This is a genomic window from Sphingomonas tagetis, from assembly GCF_024211275.1.
Taxonomy (GTDB): domain Bacteria; phylum Pseudomonadota; class Alphaproteobacteria; order Sphingomonadales; family Sphingomonadaceae; genus Sphingomonas; species Sphingomonas tagetis.
Map to the genome: position 1 here is coordinate 128,587 of NZ_JAMLDX010000007.1, position 19,395 is coordinate 147,981.

At 67.3% G+C, this 19,395-nt stretch carries 18 protein-coding genes; 9 read left to right on the forward strand and 9 right to left on the reverse strand.

Going from position 1 to position 19,395, the window contains the following annotated elements:
• Positions 1–488: 488 nt before the first annotated feature.
• Positions 489–1,484 (reverse strand): adenosine kinase, encoded by a 996-nt coding sequence (locus M9978_RS10980; RefSeq protein ID WP_254293087.1) that lies wholly within the window; start codon positions 1,482–1,484, stop codon positions 489–491.
• Positions 1,485–1,585: 101 nt separating this feature from the next.
• Between M9978_RS10980 and M9978_RS10985 the strand changes: the two genes are divergently transcribed.
• Entirely contained in the window at positions 1,586–2,269 is a 684-nt protein-coding gene (locus M9978_RS10985; RefSeq protein WP_254293088.1) for an EI24 domain-containing protein, read from the forward strand.
• Complete coding sequence (locus M9978_RS10990) at positions 2,266–2,640, forward strand: hypothetical protein (protein WP_254293089.1); 375 nt, start codon at positions 2,266–2,268, stop codon at positions 2,638–2,640. The genes M9978_RS10985 and M9978_RS10990 overlap by 4 nt, the downstream gene beginning before the upstream one ends.
• On the opposite strand, the gene queG is transcribed toward M9978_RS10990, so the two are convergent.
• Positions 2,615–3,673: a tRNA epoxyqueuosine(34) reductase QueG gene (queG, locus tag M9978_RS10995; protein WP_254293090.1), complete on the reverse strand. Its 1,059-nt coding sequence runs from the start codon at positions 3,671–3,673 to the stop codon at positions 2,615–2,617. The genes M9978_RS10990 and queG overlap by 26 nt on opposite strands.
• 41 nt (positions 3,674–3,714) lie before the next feature.
• On the opposite strand from queG, the gene M9978_RS11000 reads away from it, so the two are divergent.
• The 6 genes from M9978_RS11000 (at position 3,715) to M9978_RS11025 (ending at position 10,537) form a co-directional block, all read left to right on the forward strand.
• Positions 3,715–4,659: an ABC transporter ATP-binding protein gene (locus M9978_RS11000; RefSeq protein WP_254293091.1), complete on the forward strand. Its 945-nt coding sequence runs from the start codon at positions 3,715–3,717 to the stop codon at positions 4,657–4,659.
• Positions 4,656–5,909: an ABC transporter permease gene (locus M9978_RS11005; RefSeq protein ID WP_254293092.1), complete on the forward strand. Its 1,254-nt coding sequence runs from the start codon at positions 4,656–4,658 to the stop codon at positions 5,907–5,909. The genes M9978_RS11000 and M9978_RS11005 overlap by 4 nt, the downstream gene beginning before the upstream one ends.
• Positions 5,910–5,943: 34 nt before the next feature.
• Positions 5,944–7,173: a cytochrome P450 gene (locus M9978_RS11010; RefSeq protein ID WP_254293093.1), complete on the forward strand. Its 1,230-nt coding sequence runs from the start codon at positions 5,944–5,946 to the stop codon at positions 7,171–7,173.
• 168 nt (positions 7,174–7,341) lie between these two features.
• On the forward strand, positions 7,342–9,000 hold the full coding sequence (locus M9978_RS11015; protein WP_254293094.1) for a DNA methyltransferase: 1,659 nt from the start codon (positions 7,342–7,344) through the stop codon (positions 8,998–9,000).
• Positions 9,001–9,059: 59 nt separating this feature from the next.
• On the forward strand, positions 9,060–9,809 hold the full coding sequence (locus tag M9978_RS11020) for an NUDIX hydrolase (protein ID WP_254293095.1): 750 nt from the start codon (positions 9,060–9,062) through the stop codon (positions 9,807–9,809).
• A complete protein-coding gene (locus M9978_RS11025) occupies positions 9,806–10,537 on the forward strand; it encodes an extensin-like domain-containing protein (RefSeq protein ID WP_254293096.1) in 732 nt (243 codons plus the stop codon). Before M9978_RS11020 ends, M9978_RS11025 begins: the two co-directional genes overlap by 4 nt.
• 3 nt (positions 10,538–10,540) lie before the next feature.
• Here M9978_RS11025 and M9978_RS11030 read toward each other — a convergent pair whose 3' ends face one another.
• On the reverse strand, positions 10,541–11,092 hold the full coding sequence (locus tag M9978_RS11030) for a hypothetical protein (RefSeq protein ID WP_254293097.1): 552 nt from the start codon (positions 11,090–11,092) through the stop codon (positions 10,541–10,543).
• Positions 11,093–11,452: 360 nt separating this feature from the next.
• On the opposite strand from M9978_RS11030, the gene M9978_RS11035 reads away from it, so the two are divergent.
• Positions 11,453–12,001, forward strand: a complete 549-nt coding sequence (locus M9978_RS11035) for a CHAP domain-containing protein (protein WP_254293098.1) — start codon at positions 11,453–11,455, stop codon at positions 11,999–12,001.
• A 3-nt stretch (positions 12,002–12,004) separates the two neighbouring features.
• Here the strand turns inward: M9978_RS11035 and msrB are convergent, their stop codons facing one another.
• The 6 genes from msrB to nirB form a co-directional block, all read right to left on the reverse strand.
• A complete protein-coding gene (gene msrB / locus M9978_RS11040) occupies positions 12,005–12,487 on the reverse strand; it encodes a peptide-methionine (R)-S-oxide reductase MsrB (protein WP_254293099.1) in 483 nt (160 codons plus the stop codon).
• 64 nt (positions 12,488–12,551) lie between these two features.
• The gene (locus M9978_RS11045; RefSeq protein WP_254293100.1) at positions 12,552–13,061 is read right to left on the reverse strand and encodes a flavin reductase family protein; all 510 of its coding nucleotides are present in this window, start codon (positions 13,059–13,061) and stop codon (positions 12,552–12,554) included.
• An 88-nt stretch (positions 13,062–13,149) separates the two neighbouring features.
• Complete coding sequence (cobA, locus tag M9978_RS11050) at positions 13,150–13,929, reverse strand: uroporphyrinogen-III C-methyltransferase (RefSeq protein ID WP_254293101.1); 780 nt, start codon at positions 13,927–13,929, stop codon at positions 13,150–13,152.
• Positions 13,922–16,522: a nitrate reductase gene (locus tag M9978_RS11055; RefSeq protein WP_254293102.1), complete on the reverse strand. Its 2,601-nt coding sequence runs from the start codon at positions 16,520–16,522 to the stop codon at positions 13,922–13,924. The genes cobA and M9978_RS11055 overlap by 8 nt, the downstream gene beginning before the upstream one ends.
• Positions 16,522–16,917 (reverse strand): nitrite reductase small subunit NirD, encoded by a 396-nt coding sequence (gene nirD / locus M9978_RS11060; RefSeq protein WP_254293103.1) that lies wholly within the window; start codon positions 16,915–16,917, stop codon positions 16,522–16,524. Before nirD ends, M9978_RS11055 begins: the two co-directional genes overlap by 1 nt.
• Positions 16,914–19,394 (reverse strand): nitrite reductase large subunit NirB, encoded by a 2,481-nt coding sequence (gene nirB / locus M9978_RS11065; protein WP_254293104.1) that lies wholly within the window; start codon positions 19,392–19,394, stop codon positions 16,914–16,916. Before nirB ends, nirD begins: the two co-directional genes overlap by 4 nt.
• Position 19,395: the final 1 nt, after the last annotated feature.

A 19,395-nucleotide genomic window follows, 5' to 3' on the forward strand; every position in this document is an offset into this window, starting at 1 on the left:
ACACAACGCTAAAAAGAGAAAGGGCGGCCCATCGGCCGCCCTTTTTCGTTGCTGCCGGGGGGCCGCATTCAGGACGGCACTTCCAACCTGAAGCGTGCGGGCGAGCGAGCTAACTCCAACATCCCACCGCCCCGCGATCAAGCACCAACCGACAGCAGGCCAGGCATGTGTCGTGGGGTGATGAAGCTGAAGTTAGGGCTTTTGTCCCTTCTCGTGGCCCATAAGCCGCCATTCCGCTTCCGTGACCCAAAACCGGCCGCCCAATTGTTGGATACACGTCGGATTTTTGGGCTTCCCTCGCGCCGATCGCTCCGATCGCCGCTCTTTGCCATTATGGTTCAATCACCGCACCGTGCAACGTGGCACCGGGTACAAACTTCGGCACGCCGCCCGCCACCGCAGTCCGTGTGGACAACATTCGCCACGTTTCATACGCAGCGAAAAGGGCGCACCCCACAGGGATGCGCGCTTCAAACCCGCCGCAAACCTCAGCCCAGCTTGGCAGCAACCGCCTTCAAATCCGCCTCCGGCCGTGCGCCGTAATGCGAGATGATCTCCGCCGCGCACGCCGCGCCCAGCTTCAACGACTTCTCGACGTCCCAGCCCTGCGCCTGCCCGTGAAGGAAGCCTGCCGCGAACAAATCGCCCGCGCCGGTCGTGTCGACCACCTTCTCGATCGGCTCGGCCGGTACTGCGACACGCTCGCCATGGGCCACTGCGATCGCGCCCTTGTCGCTGCGCGTCACCACCAGCACCGGCACCTGGGCCGACACCTTCGCCACCGCCGCCTCGAAATCCTCGCCCTCGGCCAGCGCCAGCAGCTCATTCTCGTTGGCGAAGAGGATATCGACCAGCCCTTCGGCGATCAGCGCGCGGAAATCGCCGCCATGGCGCGAGATGCAGAACACGTCCGACAGCGTGAAGGCGACCTTGCGCCCGGCGTCGCGCGCGATCTGGATCGCCGCTCGCATCGCCTGGCGCGGTTCCTCGGGGTCCCACAGATAACCTTCGAGATACAGGATCGCGCCGCCCGCGATCAGGCCGCGGTCGAGCGCCGCCTCGGGCAGGAACTGCGACGCGCCAAGGAAGGTGTTCATCGTGCGCTGCCCGTCGGGCGTCACGAAGATCAGGCAGCGCGCCGTGGTCGGCTGGCCGCCGCGCACCGCGGTGCCGAAATCGACCCCCGCAGCGCGCAGGTCGTGCCCGAACACCTGCCCCAGCTGGTCGTCGGCGACCTGGCCGATGAAGGCGGTGCGGCTGCCCAGCGCGGCCATGCCCGCGACGGTGTTCGCCGCCGACCCGCCCGAAACCTCGCGCCCCGGCCCCATCTTGGCGTACAGCGCGTCAGCTTCCTCGGGCGAGAACATCAGCTGCATCGAGCCCTTGGCGACGCCGATCTCCTCGATGAAGCTGTCCTCCGCCTGGGCGAGGATGTCGACGATGGCGTTGCCGATGGCGACGACGTCATGAGTGGCTGCGGTCACTTGGATCTCCGGTGGAATCGATTGTCCGCGCGCCTAGTTGAGGCTGCGCGCGGGCGCAACCGCGTTGACTTGGGCGACCCTGCCCCGCATCCAGTCGCGCGATGCTGAACGCGCTGTTCCTCTCGGTCCGCCAGCTCGGCGACCGGCGTATCCTCGCGGTGCTGGCCAAGTCGATGCTGGTGACGCTGGCGATCTTCGCCGCCTTCGCCGCGGCGCTGGTGTGGGGCACGCGCTGGCTCGCCGCGCACTGGTTCGCCGCCAGCGACGGCATGGCCGATCTCGCCGGTGCGGCCGCAGTGATCGTCGCGATCCTAAGCGCCTGGCTGTTGTTCCGCGCCATCGCCGTCGCGGTGACCGGCGTCTTCGCCGACGAGGTCGTCCATGCGGTCGAGGCGAAACACTATCCGGCGCGCTTCGCCGAGGCGTGCGGCGTGTCATTCGCGCGCTCGGCTGCGATGGGGCTGCGCTCGGCGGGCCGCGCGCTGCTGATCAACCTGCTGTTCGCCCCGCTCTATCTGCTGCTGCTCGTCACCGGGGTCGGCACCGCGGTCGCCTTCTTCCTCGTCAACAGCTGGCTGTTGGGCCGCGATCTCGGCGACATGGTCGCGGCCCGCCACATGCCCGCCGCCGAGCTGCAACGCTGGCGCGCAACGACGCGCGCGTCGCGCTTCGCACTGGGCGCGGCGGGGACCGCGCTGTTCTTCGTGCCGTTCGTCAATTTCGTCGCCCCGGTCCTCGGCGCGGCGATGGCGACGCACCTGTTTCACCGGAGGACCGGCAAATGAGAATTTTCTTCGGGCTGGCGGCGCTGGTGCTGCTTGCGGGTTGCGGCGCCGGCAACACGCCGCCGATCGCCCGCGCCGCGCCGATCCCGGTGCCGCAGCCGGGCATGGCCGCGCTCACCACCGTGCTCGGCCAGAGCGCCGCGGGCCTCGTCGCGCAATTCGGCAAGCCGCTGCTCGACGTCAGCGAGGGGAGCGCGCGCAAGCTCCAGTTCGGCGGCCCGATCTGCGTGCTCGACGCCTATCTCTACCCGCCCAAATCGGGCCGCGGCGATCCCACCGTCACCTTCGCCGAGACGCGCCAGCGCGACGGCAGTCCGATCGACCAGTCGAGCTGCGCCGCCGCGCTCAGGGCGGGGCGGGCGACCCGCTGAGCTTGCTCAGCGCCCATTCCGCCGCCTCGCGCACCACCGGATCGGGATCGCTGAGCAGGGTTTCCACCGGCCCGATCAGCGCGAAATCGCCGCTGTTCCCCGCCGCGATCAGGCAGTTGCGCACCATCCGGTTTCGTCCGATCCGCTTGATCGGCGATCCCGAGAACACCTGCCTGAACCTCGCATCGTCGAGTGCCAGCAGGTCCTTGAGTTCCGGCGCGGTCAGCTCGGCACGCGGTGCGAAGGCGAAGTTGGCGGCGGCGGCGTCCGCGAACTTGTTCCACGGGCACACCGCGAGGCAATCATCGCAGCCATAGATGCGGTTGCCGATGGCCTCACGGAACTCGAGCGGAATAGCCCCCGAATGCTCGATCGTCAGGTACGAAATGCACCGCCGCGCATCGAGCCGGTATGGCGCCGGAAAGGCATCGGTCGGGCAAGCCGTCTGGCATGCGGTGCACGACCCGCAGGTATCGCGTCCCGATCGGTTCGGCACTAGTTCCAGCGTCGTGTAGATCGCGCCCAGAAACAGCCAGCTGCCATGCTCGCGGCTGACGAGGTTGGTGTGCTTCCCCTGCCAGCCCAGTCCCGCCGCCTCGGCCAGCGGCTTCTCCATCACCGGCGCGGTATCGACGAACACCTTCAGGTCGCACCCCGCCTCCGTCGCCAGCCAGCGCCCCAGCGCCTTCAGCGCCTTCTTGACCACGTCGTGATAGTCGCCCCCCTGGGCATAGACCGAAATCCGCCCGCGATCCCCAACCCCTTCCAACGCCAGCGGATCGTGCCCCGGCGCATAGCTCATCCCCAGCGCGATCACGCTCTTCACCTCGGGCCACAGTCCGGCGGGGGACTCGCGGTGGTGCGCGCGCTCCTCCATCCAGATCATACCGCCATGCTGCCCGCCGGCCAGCCATTCGCGCAACCGCTTGCCCGCCAGCGGCGCCGCGTCGGCGAGCGCGATGCCGCATGCGGCAAAGCCCAGCTCGGCCGCCTTTTCGCAGATCGCGTCTTCCAGTGACTTGCCGGACTGCATCGCCGCCCGCTACCACGGCGGGAGAGCCAAGGGGATTCCTGTTGCAGAGTGATTTGGCGGTTTCCGCCTCCGGCCTCATCAAGCGCTTCGGCGAGCGGCGCGTGGTCGACGGCGTCGATATCGCGGTGCCGCAGGGCATGATCTATGGCGTGCTCGGCCCCAATGGCGCAGGCAAGACCACGACATTGCGCATGCTGCTCGGCATCATCGAACCCGATGGCGGCACCCGCCGCGTGCTCGGAAACGAGCGCCCGCGCGAGGTGAGCGACCAGGTCGGCTACCTCCCCGAAGAGCGCGGCCTGTACCCCGGCATGAAGACGGTTCAGGCGATCGCCTTCATGGGCGCGCTGCGCGGACTCGACTGGAAGACCGGGCGCAAGCGCGGCGCCGAACTGATGGAAGCCGCCGGCCTTGGCCATGCTGTCGACCAGAAGATCCGCAAGCTCTCCAAGGGCATGGCGCAGCTCGTGCAGCTGCTCGGCTCGATCGTCCACCAGCCCGACCTGCTCGTTCTCGACGAACCCTTTTCCGGCCTCGACCCGGTCAACCAGGAACGGCTCGAAAAGCTGATCCTCGCCGAGCGTGACCGCGGCGCGACGGTCCTCTTTTCCACCCACGTCATGGCGCATGCCGAGCGGCTGTGCGACCGGCTGACGATCATCGCGGGGGGCAAGGTGCGGTTCGAGGGCACGGTCGCTGACGCCCGCGCAACTTTGCCGTTCAAGGCGCATTACGTCCCGCATTTCCCCGATGACGGGCTGCCTGCACTGCTGCCCGCCGATGCGGCGCGCGACGGCGACGGCTGGCGCTTCACCTTGCCCGACGAGGGGATCGAAGCGTTGCTCGTCAAGCTGATCGATGCGGGCTACGGTATCTCGGGGCTGTCGATCGAGCGGCCCAGCCTGCACGACGTGTTCGTCAGGATCGTCGGCCACAAGGCGCTCGAAGCCGCGGACGTTGAAGCGCTCGGGGAGGCTGCGGCATGAGCAACCTCGCCCGTGTGACGCGCCAGACCTTCACCATCGCCCGCCGCGATTTCGTGGCCACGGTGTTCACACCGACCTTCCTGCTGTTCCTGCTCGCGCCGCTGCTGATGATCGCGTTCGGGACGGTCGGCGGGATCGGCGCGGCGAGCATATCGAAGGGCGGCGGCGACAAGCTGCGGCTGGTCATCGTCGCCGAGGGCGACCGCGCACGGGCGCTCGCCGCCGCCGACGCGCGGCTGCGGCGCATCTATCGCGAGCGCGAACGCCCGCCGCCACTGGTCACCGAACGGGCCGGTCCCGACGCGGCGCGCCAGGCCCGCGCGATGTTCGATGCCAAGGACCGCGAAGTCTCCGCCGTTCTTTATGGTCCGCTCGAAAAGCCGCAAATCCTCTACAGCCCTTCGGGCGGGCGCAGCGCCGACTATCTGGCCGAGCTGGCCGAGCAGGTGCTGCGCGTCGAGAAGACCGGCGCGGTTACCGCGCTCAGCGAACCGACCCGCGTCGCGGTTGCGCGCACTGGCGTCAGCGCGGGCGGGCAGACCCAGGCCGCATTCTTCGCGGTGTTCGGGCTGTTCATGGTGTCGCTGATGCTCGCGGGACAGGCGGTCGGCACGATGGCGGAGGAGCGCTCGAACAAGGTCATCGAAATCCTCGCCGCCGCGGTCCCGCTGGAAAGCGTGTTATTCGGCAAGCTGCTCGGCATGTTCGGCGTCGCGTTGCTGTTCCTAACCTTCTGGGGCACGGTCGTCTTCAATGTCGGCGCGCTGTTGCCGGTCCAGGTCAGCGGACGGTTGGACGAACTGGTGCCCGCGGTCGGGCTGCCGATGTTCGTGCTGCTGTTCTTCGGCTATTTCGTGATGGCCTATATGCTGCTCGGCGCGGTGTTCCTCGGCATCGGGGCGCAGGCCTCGACCCAGCGCGAGCTGCAGATGCTGTCGCTGCCGATCACCATCTTCCAGGTCGCGATGTTCGGCTTCGCCTCGGGCGCGGCGGCGAGTCCGGACAGCTGGGTGGCGACCGCGGCCGAGCTGTTCCCGTTCAGCTCGCCCTTCGCGATGGCCGCGCGCGCCGCCAACTCGCCCGAGCTGTGGCGCCACGGCCTCGCGCTTGCCTGGCAGGCCTTGTGGGTGGTGATCACCGTCAGCATCGCGGCGCGGCTGTTCCGGCGCGGCGTGCTGCAATCGGGCAGCCCGAAGCTCCGGTTGAGGAAGCGGCCCGCCGAACCCGCTATTGACAATACTGTAAGTTAAGTCACTCTCGCCCCACCAGTGAAGGGAGAGCGTGATGGCGAGTCTGGCAAGTGAAACCGCGCTGGCGGCCGATCCGCTCGACGTCACGCGGCCCGAACTCTACCGCGACGATCGCTGGCACGAGCCCTTTCGCCGGCTGCGCGCGGAAGCGCCGGTCTATCGCTGCGAGGAGTCGGCGTTCGGCCCCTATTGGTCGCTCTCGACCTACAAGCCGATCGTCGAGGTCGAATCGCTCCCCGAGCTCTATTCCTCGCAGGCTGGCGGCATCACCGTCGCGGACCTGATGCCCGAAGACATCAAGATGCCGATGTTCATCGCGATGGACCGGCCCAAGCATACCGGCCAGCGCCGCACCGTCGCCCCGGCCTTCACGCCGAGCGAGATGCAGCGGATGACCGGTGATATCCGGATGCGCACCGCCGAGATCCTCGATTCGCTGCCGGTCGGCGAGACGTTCGACTGGGTCGATCGCGTCTCGATCGAGCTGACCACCCAGATGCTGGCGTTGCTGTTCGATTTTCCATGGGCGGAGCGACGCAAACTGACCTACTGGTCGGACTGGGCCGGCGATATCGAGATCGCCAAGGACCCCGTGAAGAAGGAGGAGCGCCGCGCGATCCTGTTCCAGTGCGCGTCGGAATTCGGCGCGCTGTGGAACGCCAAGGTCGGCAAGGACCCGACGCCCGACCTCATCTCGATGATGATCCATAGCGACGCGATGGCCGAGATGGATCAGATGGAGTTCCTCGGAAACCTCATCCTGCTGATCGTCGGCGGCAACGACACCACGCGCAACTCGATGTCGGCCTATGCCTGGGGACTCGAGCAATTCCCGGACCAGCGCGCCAGGCTAGAAGCCGACCCCTCGCTGATCGCCAATGCCACGCAGGAGATCATCCGCTGGCAGACCCCGCTCGCGCATATGCGCCGCACCGCGACCGCCGATGCCGAGCTGATGGGCCAGCAGATCCGCGAGGGCGACAAGCTCGTCCTGTGGTATCTCTCCGCCAATCGCGACGAGAACGTGTTCGAGCGGCCCGACGAGATCATCGTTGACCGCCCCAACGCGCGCCGCCACCTCGCCTTCGGTCACGGCATCCACCGCTGCGTCGGCGCGCGGCTGGCCGAATTGCAGATCGGCGTGCTGATGGAAGAGATGGCGAAGCGCCGGTTGCGCGCGAACGTCGTAGGCGAGCCGGAGCGAGTCGCGGCGTGTTTCGTCCATGGCTACAAGAAGATGCCGGTGGAATTGAGCCGCTACTGAGTCTTTCGCTGCCGTTTTGCATCATGTGATCCAGCTAAATGGATGATCGGGAGCGCTTTTTTCGAAAGGGTCGCCGCGACCGGACCGATAATTTCGTTTCGGATGCGTTTCCAACGCGAGTCGATGCGTCGCTAACTAGCTTGCCCCAAACAGATGGGGTCAGAACGGATGAAGCTCGACGCATATACGCCAAATGAACTTGTAGCGTTCCCGAGCCGCCGCGAGTGGGAACGCCAGATGCGATTGTCGAACCACCTGTTCTACGGCGACAATCTGAGCGTGCTGCGCAGTTGCATTCCCGACGAATCGGTCGACCTCATCTATCTCGATCCGCCGTTCAACTCGAACGCCAACTACAACATCCTGTTCCGCTCGCCCGCCGGCCGCGAGTCCGAGGCGCAAGTCGAGGCGTTTCGGGATAGCTGGCACTGGAACGATGCCGCCGAGGACGCCTTCCAGGTGATGCAGAGCGGCCGCACGCGCGCCTTTGACATGCTGGCGGCGATCCGCGCCTCGCTCGGCGACAACGACATGATGGCCTATCTGGCGATGATGACGGTGCGGCTGATCGAGCTGCCTCGCGTGCTGAGGCCAACGGGCAGCATCTATCTCCACTGCGATCCCACGGCGAGCCACTACTTCAAGCTGGTCATGGACAGCATCTTCGGCCCCGAGCGGTTCCGCAACGAGATCACCTGGAAGCGCACCTCGGCGCATAGCGACGGCGGCCGCCATGGCCGCAACACCGATACGCTGCTGTTCTACGCCAAGGGCGCGAGGCCGGTCTGGAACGCGCAGTTCACGCCCTATGAAGCCGACTATGAAAGCCGCTTCCGCAACTGCGATCCCAACGGGCGCCGCTGGATGGACGACAATCTCACCGCGAAGGGACTGTCCGGCGGTGGCTACCCTTATACCTATAAGGGTATCGAATCGCTGTGGCGAATGCCGCCCGAGACGATGGAACGGCTCAACCGCGAGGGCCGGCTGCATTTCACGCGCAATGGCGGCATTCGGCTCAAACGCTATCTCAATGAGGCTCGCGGCGTCCCGGTGCAGGCCTTGTGGAGCAACATTCCGGCGCTGAACTCGCAGGCGCAGGAACGGCTCGGCTATCCGACGCAAAAGCCATTGGCGCTGCTCGAGCGGATCATCGCCGCTTCGTCCAACCTCGGCGACGTGGTGCTCGATCCGTTTTGCGGCTGCGGTACCGCAGTCCATGCGGCGCCGAAGCTCGGGCGGCGCTGGGCCGGGATCGACATCACGCATCTGGCGATCAGCCTGATCGAGCGGCGCATGAAAGCGGCGTTTCCCGGCCTCGCGCTGCGCGTGGAAGGCACACCGCGCGACAGCGCGTCCGCCGCCGATCTGGCCCGGCGCGACCCGTTCCAGTTCCAATGGTGGGCGATCTCGATGGTCGACGCCGTCCCGGCCGGCGGGCGCAAAAAAGGGCCGGACGGCGGAATCGACGGCATCATCTATTTCCGCCCCGAGCGGCGGCGCACGGCGAAGGCGGTGGTGTCCGTCAAGGGTGGTGAGCATGTCTGCGTCGGGATGGTGCGGGACCTCCATTCGGTGATGGCCCGCGAACGCGCGCCGATCGGCGTGCTGCTCAGCCGGTCGCCGCCGTCGGCGCCCATGCTGCGCGAGGCTGCCGCCGTCGGCCGCTTCCACTCCGAGGCGATGGGGCGCAGCTATGCGCGGCTTCAGATCCTGACGATCGACGAGCTGTTCGGGGGCAAGCGGCCGGATATCCCGCTGATCGATCCGGTATCATTCCGCCCGACGGCACGCGAGGGCGGCAGCGGGCAGGCGCAATTGCTGTAGCGGGCAGATCGCCAGTCATCGCGCTTTCCCCGCGCCGTCCACTTGCCTACATTTTGGCAATGACAACCGGCGATCCGCAAATCATCCCCGCTGCCACCGTCGTCGTCATGCGCGAGCGCGGCGACGGTCCGCCCGAAGTGCTGATGGTGGAGCGTGCGGCGACGATGCGCTTTGCGGGCGGCGCGCTGGTGTTTCCTGGCGGACGGGTGGATCCGGGCGACGTCGCGCTGGCCGGATTGATCGGCGGTGATCCCGGCGACACCGCCTCGCGTATCGCGGCGATCCGCGAGGCGATCGAGGAGGTCGGATTGCCGGTGGGGCTTCGGGGCGCATGCGACACGCTGGCGATGCGCGCGGCGCTCGCCAGCGGAGCGGCGCTGGGCGAACTTCTCGAGGCGGCCGCGCTCGATCTCGACGCCCTGATCCCGTTCGCGAGGTGGCTGCCGCATGCAGGCGTAACGCATCGCGTGTTCGACACGCGCTTCTATCTCGCCCGCCTGCCCGACCACGCGCCCGAACCGGTGGCGGACGGCGGCGAGAGCGTTCGGCTGCTATGGGCCAGCGCCGCAGACGTTCTGGTCGAGGCAGATGCCGGGCGCGCGCAGATCATCTTCCCGACACGGCGCAACCTCGAACGGCTGGCGCAATTCGACAGCTTCGATGCGGCCGTTGCACATGCCCGCGCGCATCCGGTGACGACGATCACGCCATGGCTGGAGGATCGCGGCGGCGAGTCGCATCTCTGCATTCCCGAGGGGCTCGGCTATCCCGTGACTTCGCAGCCCCGGCACAGCGCGCTGCGCGGATGAAGGCGCTGCGGACCGTTACCGGCGCGGTGGTGATCGCGGCGCTGCTGCTCACGATCGCGCTCGCCATCTATGCGCTGGGCAAGAGCCGGCCGCAGGATCTGCCCTGGACCGATCTCGACCTCGGCCAGCCAGTCGGATTATTCACCGGACGCAAGTTGGCCGGGTTGACCGAGGATTTTCCGGCGTGCCGCGCCTCACTCGACAAGGCGGGCGTGCGCTATACCGCGCTACCGCCGCGCCGTGAGGACGAGCAGTGCGGCTATGCCGATGCAGTGCGCTTGACCGCCGGCGGATCGCGGCGGATCGGCTTTGCGCCGCGCGACCTGGGCGTCGCCTGCCCGGTAGCGGCTGCGCTCGCGGTGTGGGAATGGGAGGCAGTGCAGCCCGCCGCACGGCGGCATTTCGGGCAGCGCGTGACCGAGATCGAGCATTTCGGCAGCTATAATTGCCGCCGCACGTATAATCGCGAAGGCGCAAGCTGGAGCGAGCATGCGACGGCGGATGCGGTGGATATTTCCGCCTTCCGGCTGGAAGACGGCACGCGCATCACGATCGTTGGCGACTGGGCGGAGAAGGGGTCGAAGGCGCATTTCCTGCGCGACGTGCGCAATGACGCGTGCGGGGTGTTCGCGACCGTGTTGTCGCCGGACTATAACGACGCCCACCGCGACCATCTCCACCTCGACCAGGCGAGCCGGGGCGAGATGGGATGGCGGGTGTGCCGTTGAACCTTAGCTCGGCTGCGGCTCGGCGCCGACCTTTTCCACCCACTGCGGGAAGAAAGCAGGCTGGCGGTTCGACCAGCCCGACGCGGTCGCCGCGGCTTCGCTGATCGACTGGAGCAGTTTGCGCCGCAGATCCGGGTGCAGATGCGGTAGCGCCGCCGCCGCGCAGAACGCCGCGGGCAGCCACGGCCGCACCTCGGCGCCGATCAACCGCTCATAGAGGAAGCGGTAAGCGGAGAAGCTGGTGAGCCGGCCCTGCCCCAGGTCGAACGCCGAGACCGTCACCAGCGGCGCCATGAACGGCTCCATCGCGTCGAGGCCGCTATCGTCGGGGACGAGTGCGCGAATTTCGGGAATGCGGTCGTACATATGCGCCTGGGCGCGAATGCTGGCGGTCTCGACCGTGTCGCGCGACCAGCGCTCCATCGCATCGTGCCGCTCAAGCCCCACATCGAGCGAGCGGCGGATATACCGCTGCGTCGCCGCGGTGAAGCCCGCGAATTCCTTCATCTCGGCCAGTGTCATGGCCCCTTCGGCTGGCTTACTCCTCGCGCTCATGCTCCAAAACTCCCACCCCACTCATTGCCCGGCATCATCGCCGTCGCCAGCGATCATGCGCCCAGATGGTTAACGCGCCCCTTAACCCCGCGTTGGCCACCGTTCAGGATGGAATCACAGATAGTTTTGCGTTGCAACATGCGTTGCGACGAATGGAAGACGCGCACCTGATTGCGGTTGGAGCGCGTCTTTCGCGCAACATGGAGCGCGCAAAGCCTGGATTTGTGCGTCGCAGCATGAACAAAATGTCAGTCATCGCCGCGACGAAACGGTTCATCCCATTGGCGTGGCCGGGGTCTAGGCTCGCCGGAACCATTCTGCCACCACCCCATCATCGAGATTCGGGGTCGGGGAAATTCCATGACGTTCGGTGCTTTGACGGCGCGATTCGCGCTGGTGGCGGCGCTTTGCCTTGCGACAATCGCACCTGCCAACGCCCAGTTCTGGCAGTGCGCGCCCTATGCCCGGATGATCTCCGGCGTTCAGATCTTCGGCAACGCGCACACTTGGTGGAGCCAGGCGCAGGGCCGTTACGAGCGCGGCAACGAGCCGGTCGAAGGCGCCGTCATGTCGTTCGCGCCAACCCAGCGCATGCGCCTCGGTCATGTCGCGATGGTGTCGAAAGTGCTGAGCGACCGCGAAGTGATGCTGACCCACGCCAACTGGTCGCGCCGTGGCGGCGTCGAGAAGAATGTGATCGCGATCGACGTATCCGAGCGTGGCGACTGGAGCAAGGTGAAGGTCTGGTTCGCCAGCAATGGCGGGCTCGGCACCTCGACCTATCCGGTCAACGGCTTCATCTATTCGGGCGATGCGCCGAAGATGCAGCAGCACGATGCGTTCCCGCAGGTGACCATCGCATCGGTCGATCTCTCGAAGTTCGGTATCGAGACGTCACTGCAGAAGTAAACCTCAGGCCTTGTCCGGCCTGAAGATCAGCGCCACCCCGTTCATGCAGTAACGCTTGCCGGTCGGCTGCGGGCCATCGTCGAAGACATGGCCGAGATGCCCGCCACACCGGCGGCACACCACCTCCACTCGCCGCATTCCCAGCGCGTTGTCGGTACGCGTGCGCACCGCATTGCGCAGTGGCGCGTAAAAGCTCGGCCAGCCGGTGCCGCTCTCGAACTTGGTGCGCGAATGGAACAGCGGCAGCCCGCAACCGAGGCAGCCGAACAGCCCGGCGCGCTTCTCCTTGTCGAGCGGACTTGACCCGGCGCGTTCGGTGCCCTGCTGGCGCAGCACGCGATAGGCTTGCGGCGAGAGCCGGCGGCGCCATTCGGCGTCGGAATAGCTGACCTCGAACGCCTGCGCCGCGCCCGCGTCACGCGACCAGAGCAACCAGGCGGTACTGCCAAGCGTGGCGGCGATGATGTTACGGCGATTCATCGGCATCTCTCCGATATGGGATACGGGAGATACGAAAAAAGAGGCGGTGTGGATGCAGGCTCGATCGCGATCAGCCGCCCAGCGCCTCGAGCGCCTGAAGCCGGGCGAACCCGCCCTCGATCCAGCCCATCGGGTCCGTACCGGTGCCGGCGAGCACCTCTTGGACGGTGCCTATGAACAGCTCGTGCGTACCGAAGACCTGCGTCTGTGCGACGTCGCAGAAGATGCTGAAGCAGGCGCCGGGCAGATAAGGCAGGCCGTCGCGGTCCGCCCAGCGCTCGCCATCAAAGCGTTCGGCGCGGCGCGCCGAGCTGGAAAAGAGCCCGACCAGCTCGGCCTGGCTGTTGCACAGCAGATTGAGGCAGAACCGCCCGGCGCGCTCGATCGCGTCATGCGCGCTGGCGTTGCGGTTGACTGCCACCAGCATCGAGGGCGGGCCCATCGACACCGGGATCACCGATGAGGCAGCAAGGCCGGCATAGCCGCCGCCGTCCGGGTCGGCGGTGGTGACCAGCGCCACCGGTCCGGGCAATCGCCGCATCGCCGCCTTCAGCCTGTCCGCCACCTGCGTATCGCTCATCGATCGTCCTTTCGCTCGCGCAGGACAGCCCGTGGCACTTTCGGACGCGAAATCCCAGCGCTTGCGTATTGGGACCAATAAATACGCGCTATTGCGCCGCGACGTTGACCTCGGCCGCCGCCTGCGCCAGCACCCGTGGCGCCTGCGCCACCGCTTCACCGACCAGGATCAGCGTCGGCCGCCCGTCCGCGATGGCGCGTACCGCCAGCGGCAGCAGATCGAGCCTGGTCTGCAGATACTGCTCGCCGGGCAGGCTGACATCGCACGCGACCAGCACCGGCGTCGCGCCGGACAAGCCCGCCGCAATCAGCCGCTCGCTGATCTGACGCGCCGCGCTGCGGCCCATATAGAAAGCCAGCGTCGATTGCGCGTCGGCGAGCGCCTGCCAGTCGAGGTCGAGCATCTCGCCCGCGCGAGCATGCGCGGTGACGAATTGTACGCGCCGCGCGAGGCCACGCAGCGACAGCGAGGTGCCAGCGGCGGCGACTGCCGCGCTGGCAGTGGTCACGCCGGGACAGATGCGGACGGTCACGCCCACCCCTGCCAGCGCCTCGACTTCCTCGGCCGTCCGCGCGAACATCGCCGGGTCGCCGCCCTTCAGCCGCACCACGCGCTGGCCCGCCAGCGCCGCGGCGACGAGCAGGCTGTTGATCGAACCCTGATCTTTTGAATGGCGGCCCGAACGCTTGCCGACCGGCACCAGTTCGGCGTCACCGGCCAACGCCAGCACGTCCGGGCCGACCAGCGCGTCGTAGAACACGATCTCCGCCCGCGCGATCAGCCGCGCCGCCTTGAGCGTCAGCAGCTCGACATCGCCCGGACCGGCGCCGACCAGCCACACCGAACCTTGAGGAAAATCGTCAGCCATTGGCGGCCTCCTTCATATCGGCCAGAATCCGGGCGAGCGCAGGCCGGCATGAGCCGCAATTGGTCCCCGCCTGCAATGCCGCGCCGACCGCAGCGACATCGGTCAGCCGCTGCTCGCGCACGGTGGTCAGGATGGTGTTGAGCCCGACGTCGAAGCATACGCAGACCACGGGGCCGCGATCGGGCTGCGCGCCGGGCGCGCGGCCGGCGAGCAAAGTCGGTGCGGCCTCGGGCTCGCGCAGCTGCGCGATCAGCCAGTCGCGCGGCGGCAGCTCGCCCTCGCGCGTGACGAACAGTGCGGCGACCAGCTTGCCCTTTTGCAGGATCGCGATGCGACGCGTACCACGCGCGGGGTCGATCGCCTCGACTCGCTCCCCCGCCGGCAGCAGCTGGTCGAGCCGCGCGGCGTCGCCCTTCCCCGCCAGCTCCCACAGGCTGCCGCTGGGGATCGCCACGCGCGTCGCCCACAGGCAGCGCGGCGGCATGGCGGGTTCGCCCGCGAGGATCAGGAATCCGCGCCACTCGACCGCGACCGGATCGAGTCGTGCCGGCGTCAACTTGAACCCGGGCTGGCCCGAGAACGGATCGGTCAGCGGCCGCGGCAGCAACCCGGTGCGCCCACCGCTCGAGGTGCGGTCGGTCCAGTGGATCGGGGTGAAGATCTCGCCGCGGCGTTGCGCGTTGGTCAGCAGCACGCGGTAGATGCTGTCGCCTTGCGGCGTCTCGACCCGCGCGAGCCCACCGTCGCTCATGCCGAGCTCGTCGGCATCGTCGGGATGCACTTCGACCAGCGGCTCCTCGCGGTGCCGCGCCAGCTTGGGGCTGAGCCCGGTCCGCGTCATCGTGTGCCACTGGTCGCGGTAACGCCCGGTGTTGAGCGTCAGCGGCCAGCGTGCGAGCGGCGCCTGGAGCGGCTTTTGCGCCACCGGCACCAGCCGCGCGCGTCCATCCGGGGTCGAATAGCGCCCATCGGCGAACGGGCGGTCGCCGCCCCAGCGGAACGGCGTCATCTCGTCATAGGCGGCATTGCCCCCGGCCCCGGCGCCGGGCAGCGCGAACAGCCGCGCGCCGTCATTCTGATAGGTCGATAGCCGCGCATGCTCGCGCCAGACTTCCGCCGCGCGGTCATAGGTGAAGGCGGTCTTCCACCCCATGCGGCGGCCGACTTCCTTGACGATCCACCAGTCGGGCTTGGCTTCGCCCGGCAGTGGGAAGATCGCGCGCTGGCGGCTGATCGTGCGGTCGCTGTTGGTGACCGTCCCGTCCTTCTCGGCCCAGGCGGCGGCGGGCAGGCGGACATGCGCGAAGGCGCCGGTATCGGTGCTCGCCATCACGTCGCTGACCACCACGAACGGGCAAGCCGCCAGCGCCTCACGCACGCGCCCGGCGTCGGGCATCGATACCGCCGGGTTGGTGGCCATCACCCACAGCGCCTTGATCCGCCCCTCGTCGATCGCGCGGAACAGATCGACCGCCTTCAGCCCCGGCTTTTCCGCCATCGCCGGCGATGCCCAGAAACGCTGCACGCGCTCGCGGCTCTCAGGCGAGAAGTCCATGTGCGAGGCGAGCATCGAGGCGAGTCCGCCGACCTCGCGCCCGCCCATCGCATTGGGCTGGCCGGTGATCGAGAAGGGCGCTGCGCCCGGCTTGCCGATGCGACCGGTGGCGAGGTGGACGTTGATGATCGCGTTGACCTGATCGGTGCCGGTCAGCGACTGGTTGATGCCCTGGCTGAACATCGTAACTGTGCGCGGCGTCGCGGCGAACATCTCGTAGAAGCGCCGGAGGTCTGATGGCGCGACGTCGCAGGTTCGCGCCACCGACCACAGGTCGCTTCCCTCTCCTATTCCGTCCCAGAACCCATCGGGCGTCGCGACGTGCGCGTCGAGATACGCCTGATCGATCACACCCGCCTCGCGGCACCACGCCAGCAACCCGTTCATCAGCGTGACGTCGCTGCCCGGGCGGATCGCGAGGTGCAGATCGGCCTCTTCGGCGGTCTCGGTGCGGCGCGGGTCGATCACCACCAGCTTCGCGCCGGCCTCGCAGCGCGCACGGATGCGCTGATAGACGATCGGATGGCACCAGGCGGTGTTCGATCCGACCAGCACGATCAGATCGGCAGCGTCGAGATCGTCATAGTTCGCCGGGACGACATCCTCGCCGAACGCACGGGTGTGCCCGGCGACCGCACTCGACATGCACAGGCGCGAATTGGTGTCGATATTCGCCGTGCCGATGAAGCCCTTCATCAGCTTGTTGGCGACATAATAATCCTCGGTCAGCAGCTGACCCGAGACATAGAAAGCGACACTGCCCGGCCCATGCTGCGCGATCGTGTCGCGAAACTTCTTGGCGACGAGGTTGAGCGCCTTGTCCCAGCTCGCGCGCTTCAACCCGATCATCGGATGAAGCAGCCGGCCCTCCAGCCCCACCGTCTCACCGAGATGTGTGCCCTTCGAACAGAGCTTGCCGCGATTGGCGGGATGGTCCGGATCACCCTCGATCCGCACTTCCCGCTCGCCCGTCACCGTCGCGCGAATACCGCAGCCGACGCCGCAATAGGCGCAGGTCGTGCGGACCGCTTGCGCCATCAGGCCGCCTTCGCCTCGGTCATTGGTTCGGGCCGGGCCGGGATCACCGCCTCGCGCAGCAGATAGATGCGCCCGGCCTCCACCTTCAGCGGAATCGTCGGCACGCAGCCTTCATCGTCGCCCAGCGCCTTGCCGGTCTTGAGCGAGATGTTCCAATTGTGCAGCGGACAGGCGACGACCGAGCCATGGACGATGCCCTGGCTGAGCGGCCCCTGCTTGTGTGGGCATTTGTTGACCAGCGCGTAGAACTGGTTGTCCAGCGTGTGGAAGATCGCGATCTCCTCGCCGCCGCGCACCGGCAGGGTGCGGGCGTTGCCGGGCGAAATCTGGTCCACCGGGCCGATGTCGAGCCAAGTGCCGACTTGCCCCGAATTACTTGGGTTGTGCGCGCTCATGCGACGATCTCCAGGGGACGCACCTCGGCGAGATGCTGGTGCAGCTCGGCCTCCTCGCCGGCCGCTCGCTTCGCCCAGGGATCGTCCTGGCTGAAGCTCTGCGAATAGAGGAAGCGCGCGCGGAGCGCCTCGCGCCCGGCATCATCCTCGACGATCCGCGCCTTCACATAGTCGACGCCGACCCGCTCGATCCACGGCGCGGTGCGCTCGAGGTAGCGCGCCTCCTCGCGATAGAGCTGGATGAAGGCGGCGCAATAATCCATCGCCTCCTGCTCGGTCGCGACCTTGCAGAGAAGGTCGGTGGCGCGGACATGGATGCCGCCATTGCCGCCGACATGCAGCTCATAACCCGAATCGACGCAGACCACGCCGAAGTCCTTGATCGTCGCCTCGGCGCAATTGCGCGGGCAACCCGATGCCGCGATCTTGAACTTATGGGGCATCCACGAGCCCCAGGTCATATGCTCGATCTTGACGCCGAGACCGGTCGAATCCTGCGTGCCGAAGCGGCACCATTCGGAGCCGACACAGGTCTTCACCGTGCGCAGCGACTTGCCATAGGCATGGCCCGACACCATTCCGGCGGCGTTGAGATCCGCCCACACCGCAGGCAGGTCTTCCTTCTTGATGCCGAAGATGTCGAGCCGCTGGCCGCCGGTCACCTTGACCATCGGGGCATTGTACTTCTCTACCACATCGGCGATCGCGCGCAATTCCTTCGGGTTGGTGAGGCCGCCCCACATGCGCGGCACGACCGAATAGGTGCCGTCCTTCTGGATGTTGGCGTGCATCCGCTCATTGACGAAGCGGCTCTGCTGGTCGTCCACATACTCGCCGGGCAGCGCACACAGCAGATAGTAGTTGAGCGCGGGGCGGCAGGACGAGCAGCCGTCGGGCGTCGTCCAGTGCAGCTTCTGCATCACCTCCGGGATCGAGCGCATCTCCTGCGCGACGATCTCGCGGCGGACATCGTCGTGGCCGAAGCTGGTGCATTTGCACATCGTCTTCGGCCCGCTCTGGACCTCGTCGCCGAGCGTAAGCGCGAGCAATGTCTCGACGAGGCCGGTGCACGATCCGCACGAGGCCGAGGCCTTGCATGTGCCGCGCACCGCGTCGAGGCTGTGCGCGCCCTTGGCGATGCACGAAATGACCTGACCCTTGCTGACGCCGTTGCAGCCGCAGATTTCCGCATCGTCGGAAAGCGCCGCAACGGCCGACTTAGGGTCCGCTTGCCCCCCTCCCTGGGCGAAGGCCTGGCCAAAGATCAGGAAATCGCGAACCTCCGCGATGCTCTCCTGCTTCTTGAGCAGGTCGAAATACCAGTTGCCGTCGGCGGTGTCGCCATAGAGCACCGCGCCGACGATGCGGTCGTCCTTGACCACGACGCGCTTGTACACGCCGCGCGCCGCGTCGCGCATGACGATATCCTCGGCGCCGTCGCCGCCCGAGAAGTCGCCAGCCGAGAACACGTCGATCCCGGAGACCTTGAGCTTGGTCGAGGTGACCGAGCCGCGATAGCCGCTGGGCTGATCCGTCAGGTGATCGGCCAGGCTGCGGCACATGTCCCATAGCGGCGCGACGAGGCCATAGACGTTGCCGTCATGCTCGACGCATTCGCCGACCGCCAGCACGCTCGAGTCCGAGGTGACCATATGGTCGTCGACATGAATGCCGCGCCCGACCGCTAGCCCCGCCTGCTTCGCCAGCGCCGTGGAAGGACGGATGCCGACCGCCATCACCACCAGGTCGGCGGCGATCTCGCTGCCGTCCTTGAGCTTGACGCCGGTGACATGGGTGTCGCCGACGATCTCGGCGGTGTCGGCGCCAGTCAGCACCGTCTGCCCGCGCGACTCCAGCTCCTGCTTGAGCAGCCAGCCGGCCGCCTCGTCGAGCTGGCGCTCCATCAGCGTCGGCATCAGGTGAAGCACCGTCACCTTCATGCCCCGGAGCGACAGGCCATGCGCGGCCTCCAGCCCGAGTAGCCCGCCGCCGATCACCACCGCGCTGCCGCCCTTGTCGGCAGCGGCGAGCATCGTGTCGACATCGTCCATGTCGCGGAAGCTGATCACGCCCGGCAGATCCTTGCCCGGCACCGGGATGATGAAGGGGTCGGAGCCGGTCGCGATCAGCAGCTTGTCATAGCTCTCGCAGAGCCCGCCGCGCGAGGTCACCGTCTTCGCCGCGCGATCGATGCCGATGACGGGGTCGCCCGCGATCAGGTCGATGCCATGTTCGGCATACCATTCGACCGAGTTGATGACGATGTCGTCGAACGCCTTCTCCCCGGCCAGCACCGGCGAGAGCATGATGCGGTTGTAGTTCACCCGCGGCTCGGCGCCGAAGATCGTGACACGGTAGCGGGCGGGATCGCGTGCGAGGATCTCTTCGACCGCACGGCAGCCGGCCATGCCGTTGCCGATCACGATGAGATGCTCGCGCATATCGTCCTTTGCGCGTGCGATGCGTTGAAGCTGCATC

Excerpts from the sequence above, each read along its gene's own strand:
- M9978_RS10985 (WP_254293088.1), top strand. The coding sequence starts at position 1,586 with ATGCTGAACGCGCTGTTCCTCTCGGTCCGCCAGCTCGGCGACCGGCGT.
- M9978_RS10990 (WP_254293089.1), top strand. The coding sequence starts at position 2,266 with ATGAGAATTTTCTTCGGGCTGGCGGCGCTGGTGCTGCTTGCGGGTTGC.
- queG (WP_254293090.1), bottom strand. The coding sequence starts at position 3,673 with ATGCAGTCCGGCAAGTCACTGGAAGACGCGATCTGCGAAAAGGCGGCC.
- M9978_RS11005 (WP_254293092.1), top strand. The coding sequence starts at position 4,656 with ATGAGCAACCTCGCCCGTGTGACGCGCCAGACCTTCACCATCGCCCGC.
- M9978_RS11010 (WP_254293093.1), top strand. The coding sequence starts at position 5,944 with ATGGCGAGTCTGGCAAGTGAAACCGCGCTGGCGGCCGATCCGCTCGAC.
- M9978_RS11015 (WP_254293094.1), top strand. The coding sequence starts at position 7,342 with ATGAAGCTCGACGCATATACGCCAAATGAACTTGTAGCGTTCCCGAGC.
- M9978_RS11020 (WP_254293095.1), top strand. The coding sequence starts at position 9,060 with ATGACAACCGGCGATCCGCAAATCATCCCCGCTGCCACCGTCGTCGTC.
- M9978_RS11025 (WP_254293096.1), top strand. The coding sequence starts at position 9,806 with ATGAAGGCGCTGCGGACCGTTACCGGCGCGGTGGTGATCGCGGCGCTG.
- M9978_RS11030 (WP_254293097.1), bottom strand. The coding sequence starts at position 11,092 with ATGAGCGCGAGGAGTAAGCCAGCCGAAGGGGCCATGACACTGGCCGAG.
- M9978_RS11035 (WP_254293098.1), top strand. The coding sequence starts at position 11,453 with ATGACGTTCGGTGCTTTGACGGCGCGATTCGCGCTGGTGGCGGCGCTT.
- msrB (WP_254293099.1), bottom strand. The coding sequence starts at position 12,487 with ATGCCGATGAATCGCCGTAACATCATCGCCGCCACGCTTGGCAGTACC.
- M9978_RS11045 (WP_254293100.1), bottom strand. The coding sequence starts at position 13,061 with ATGAGCGATACGCAGGTGGCGGACAGGCTGAAGGCGGCGATGCGGCGA.
- cobA (WP_254293101.1), bottom strand. The coding sequence starts at position 13,929 with ATGGCTGACGATTTTCCTCAAGGTTCGGTGTGGCTGGTCGGCGCCGGT.
- M9978_RS11055 (WP_254293102.1), bottom strand. The coding sequence starts at position 16,522 with ATGGCGCAAGCGGTCCGCACGACCTGCGCCTATTGCGGCGTCGGCTGC.
- nirD (WP_254293103.1), bottom strand. The coding sequence starts at position 16,917 with ATGAGCGCGCACAACCCAAGTAATTCGGGGCAAGTCGGCACTTGGCTC.
- nirB (WP_254293104.1), bottom strand. The coding sequence starts at position 19,394 with ATGCAGCTTCAACGCATCGCACGCGCAAAGGACGATATGCGCGAGCAT.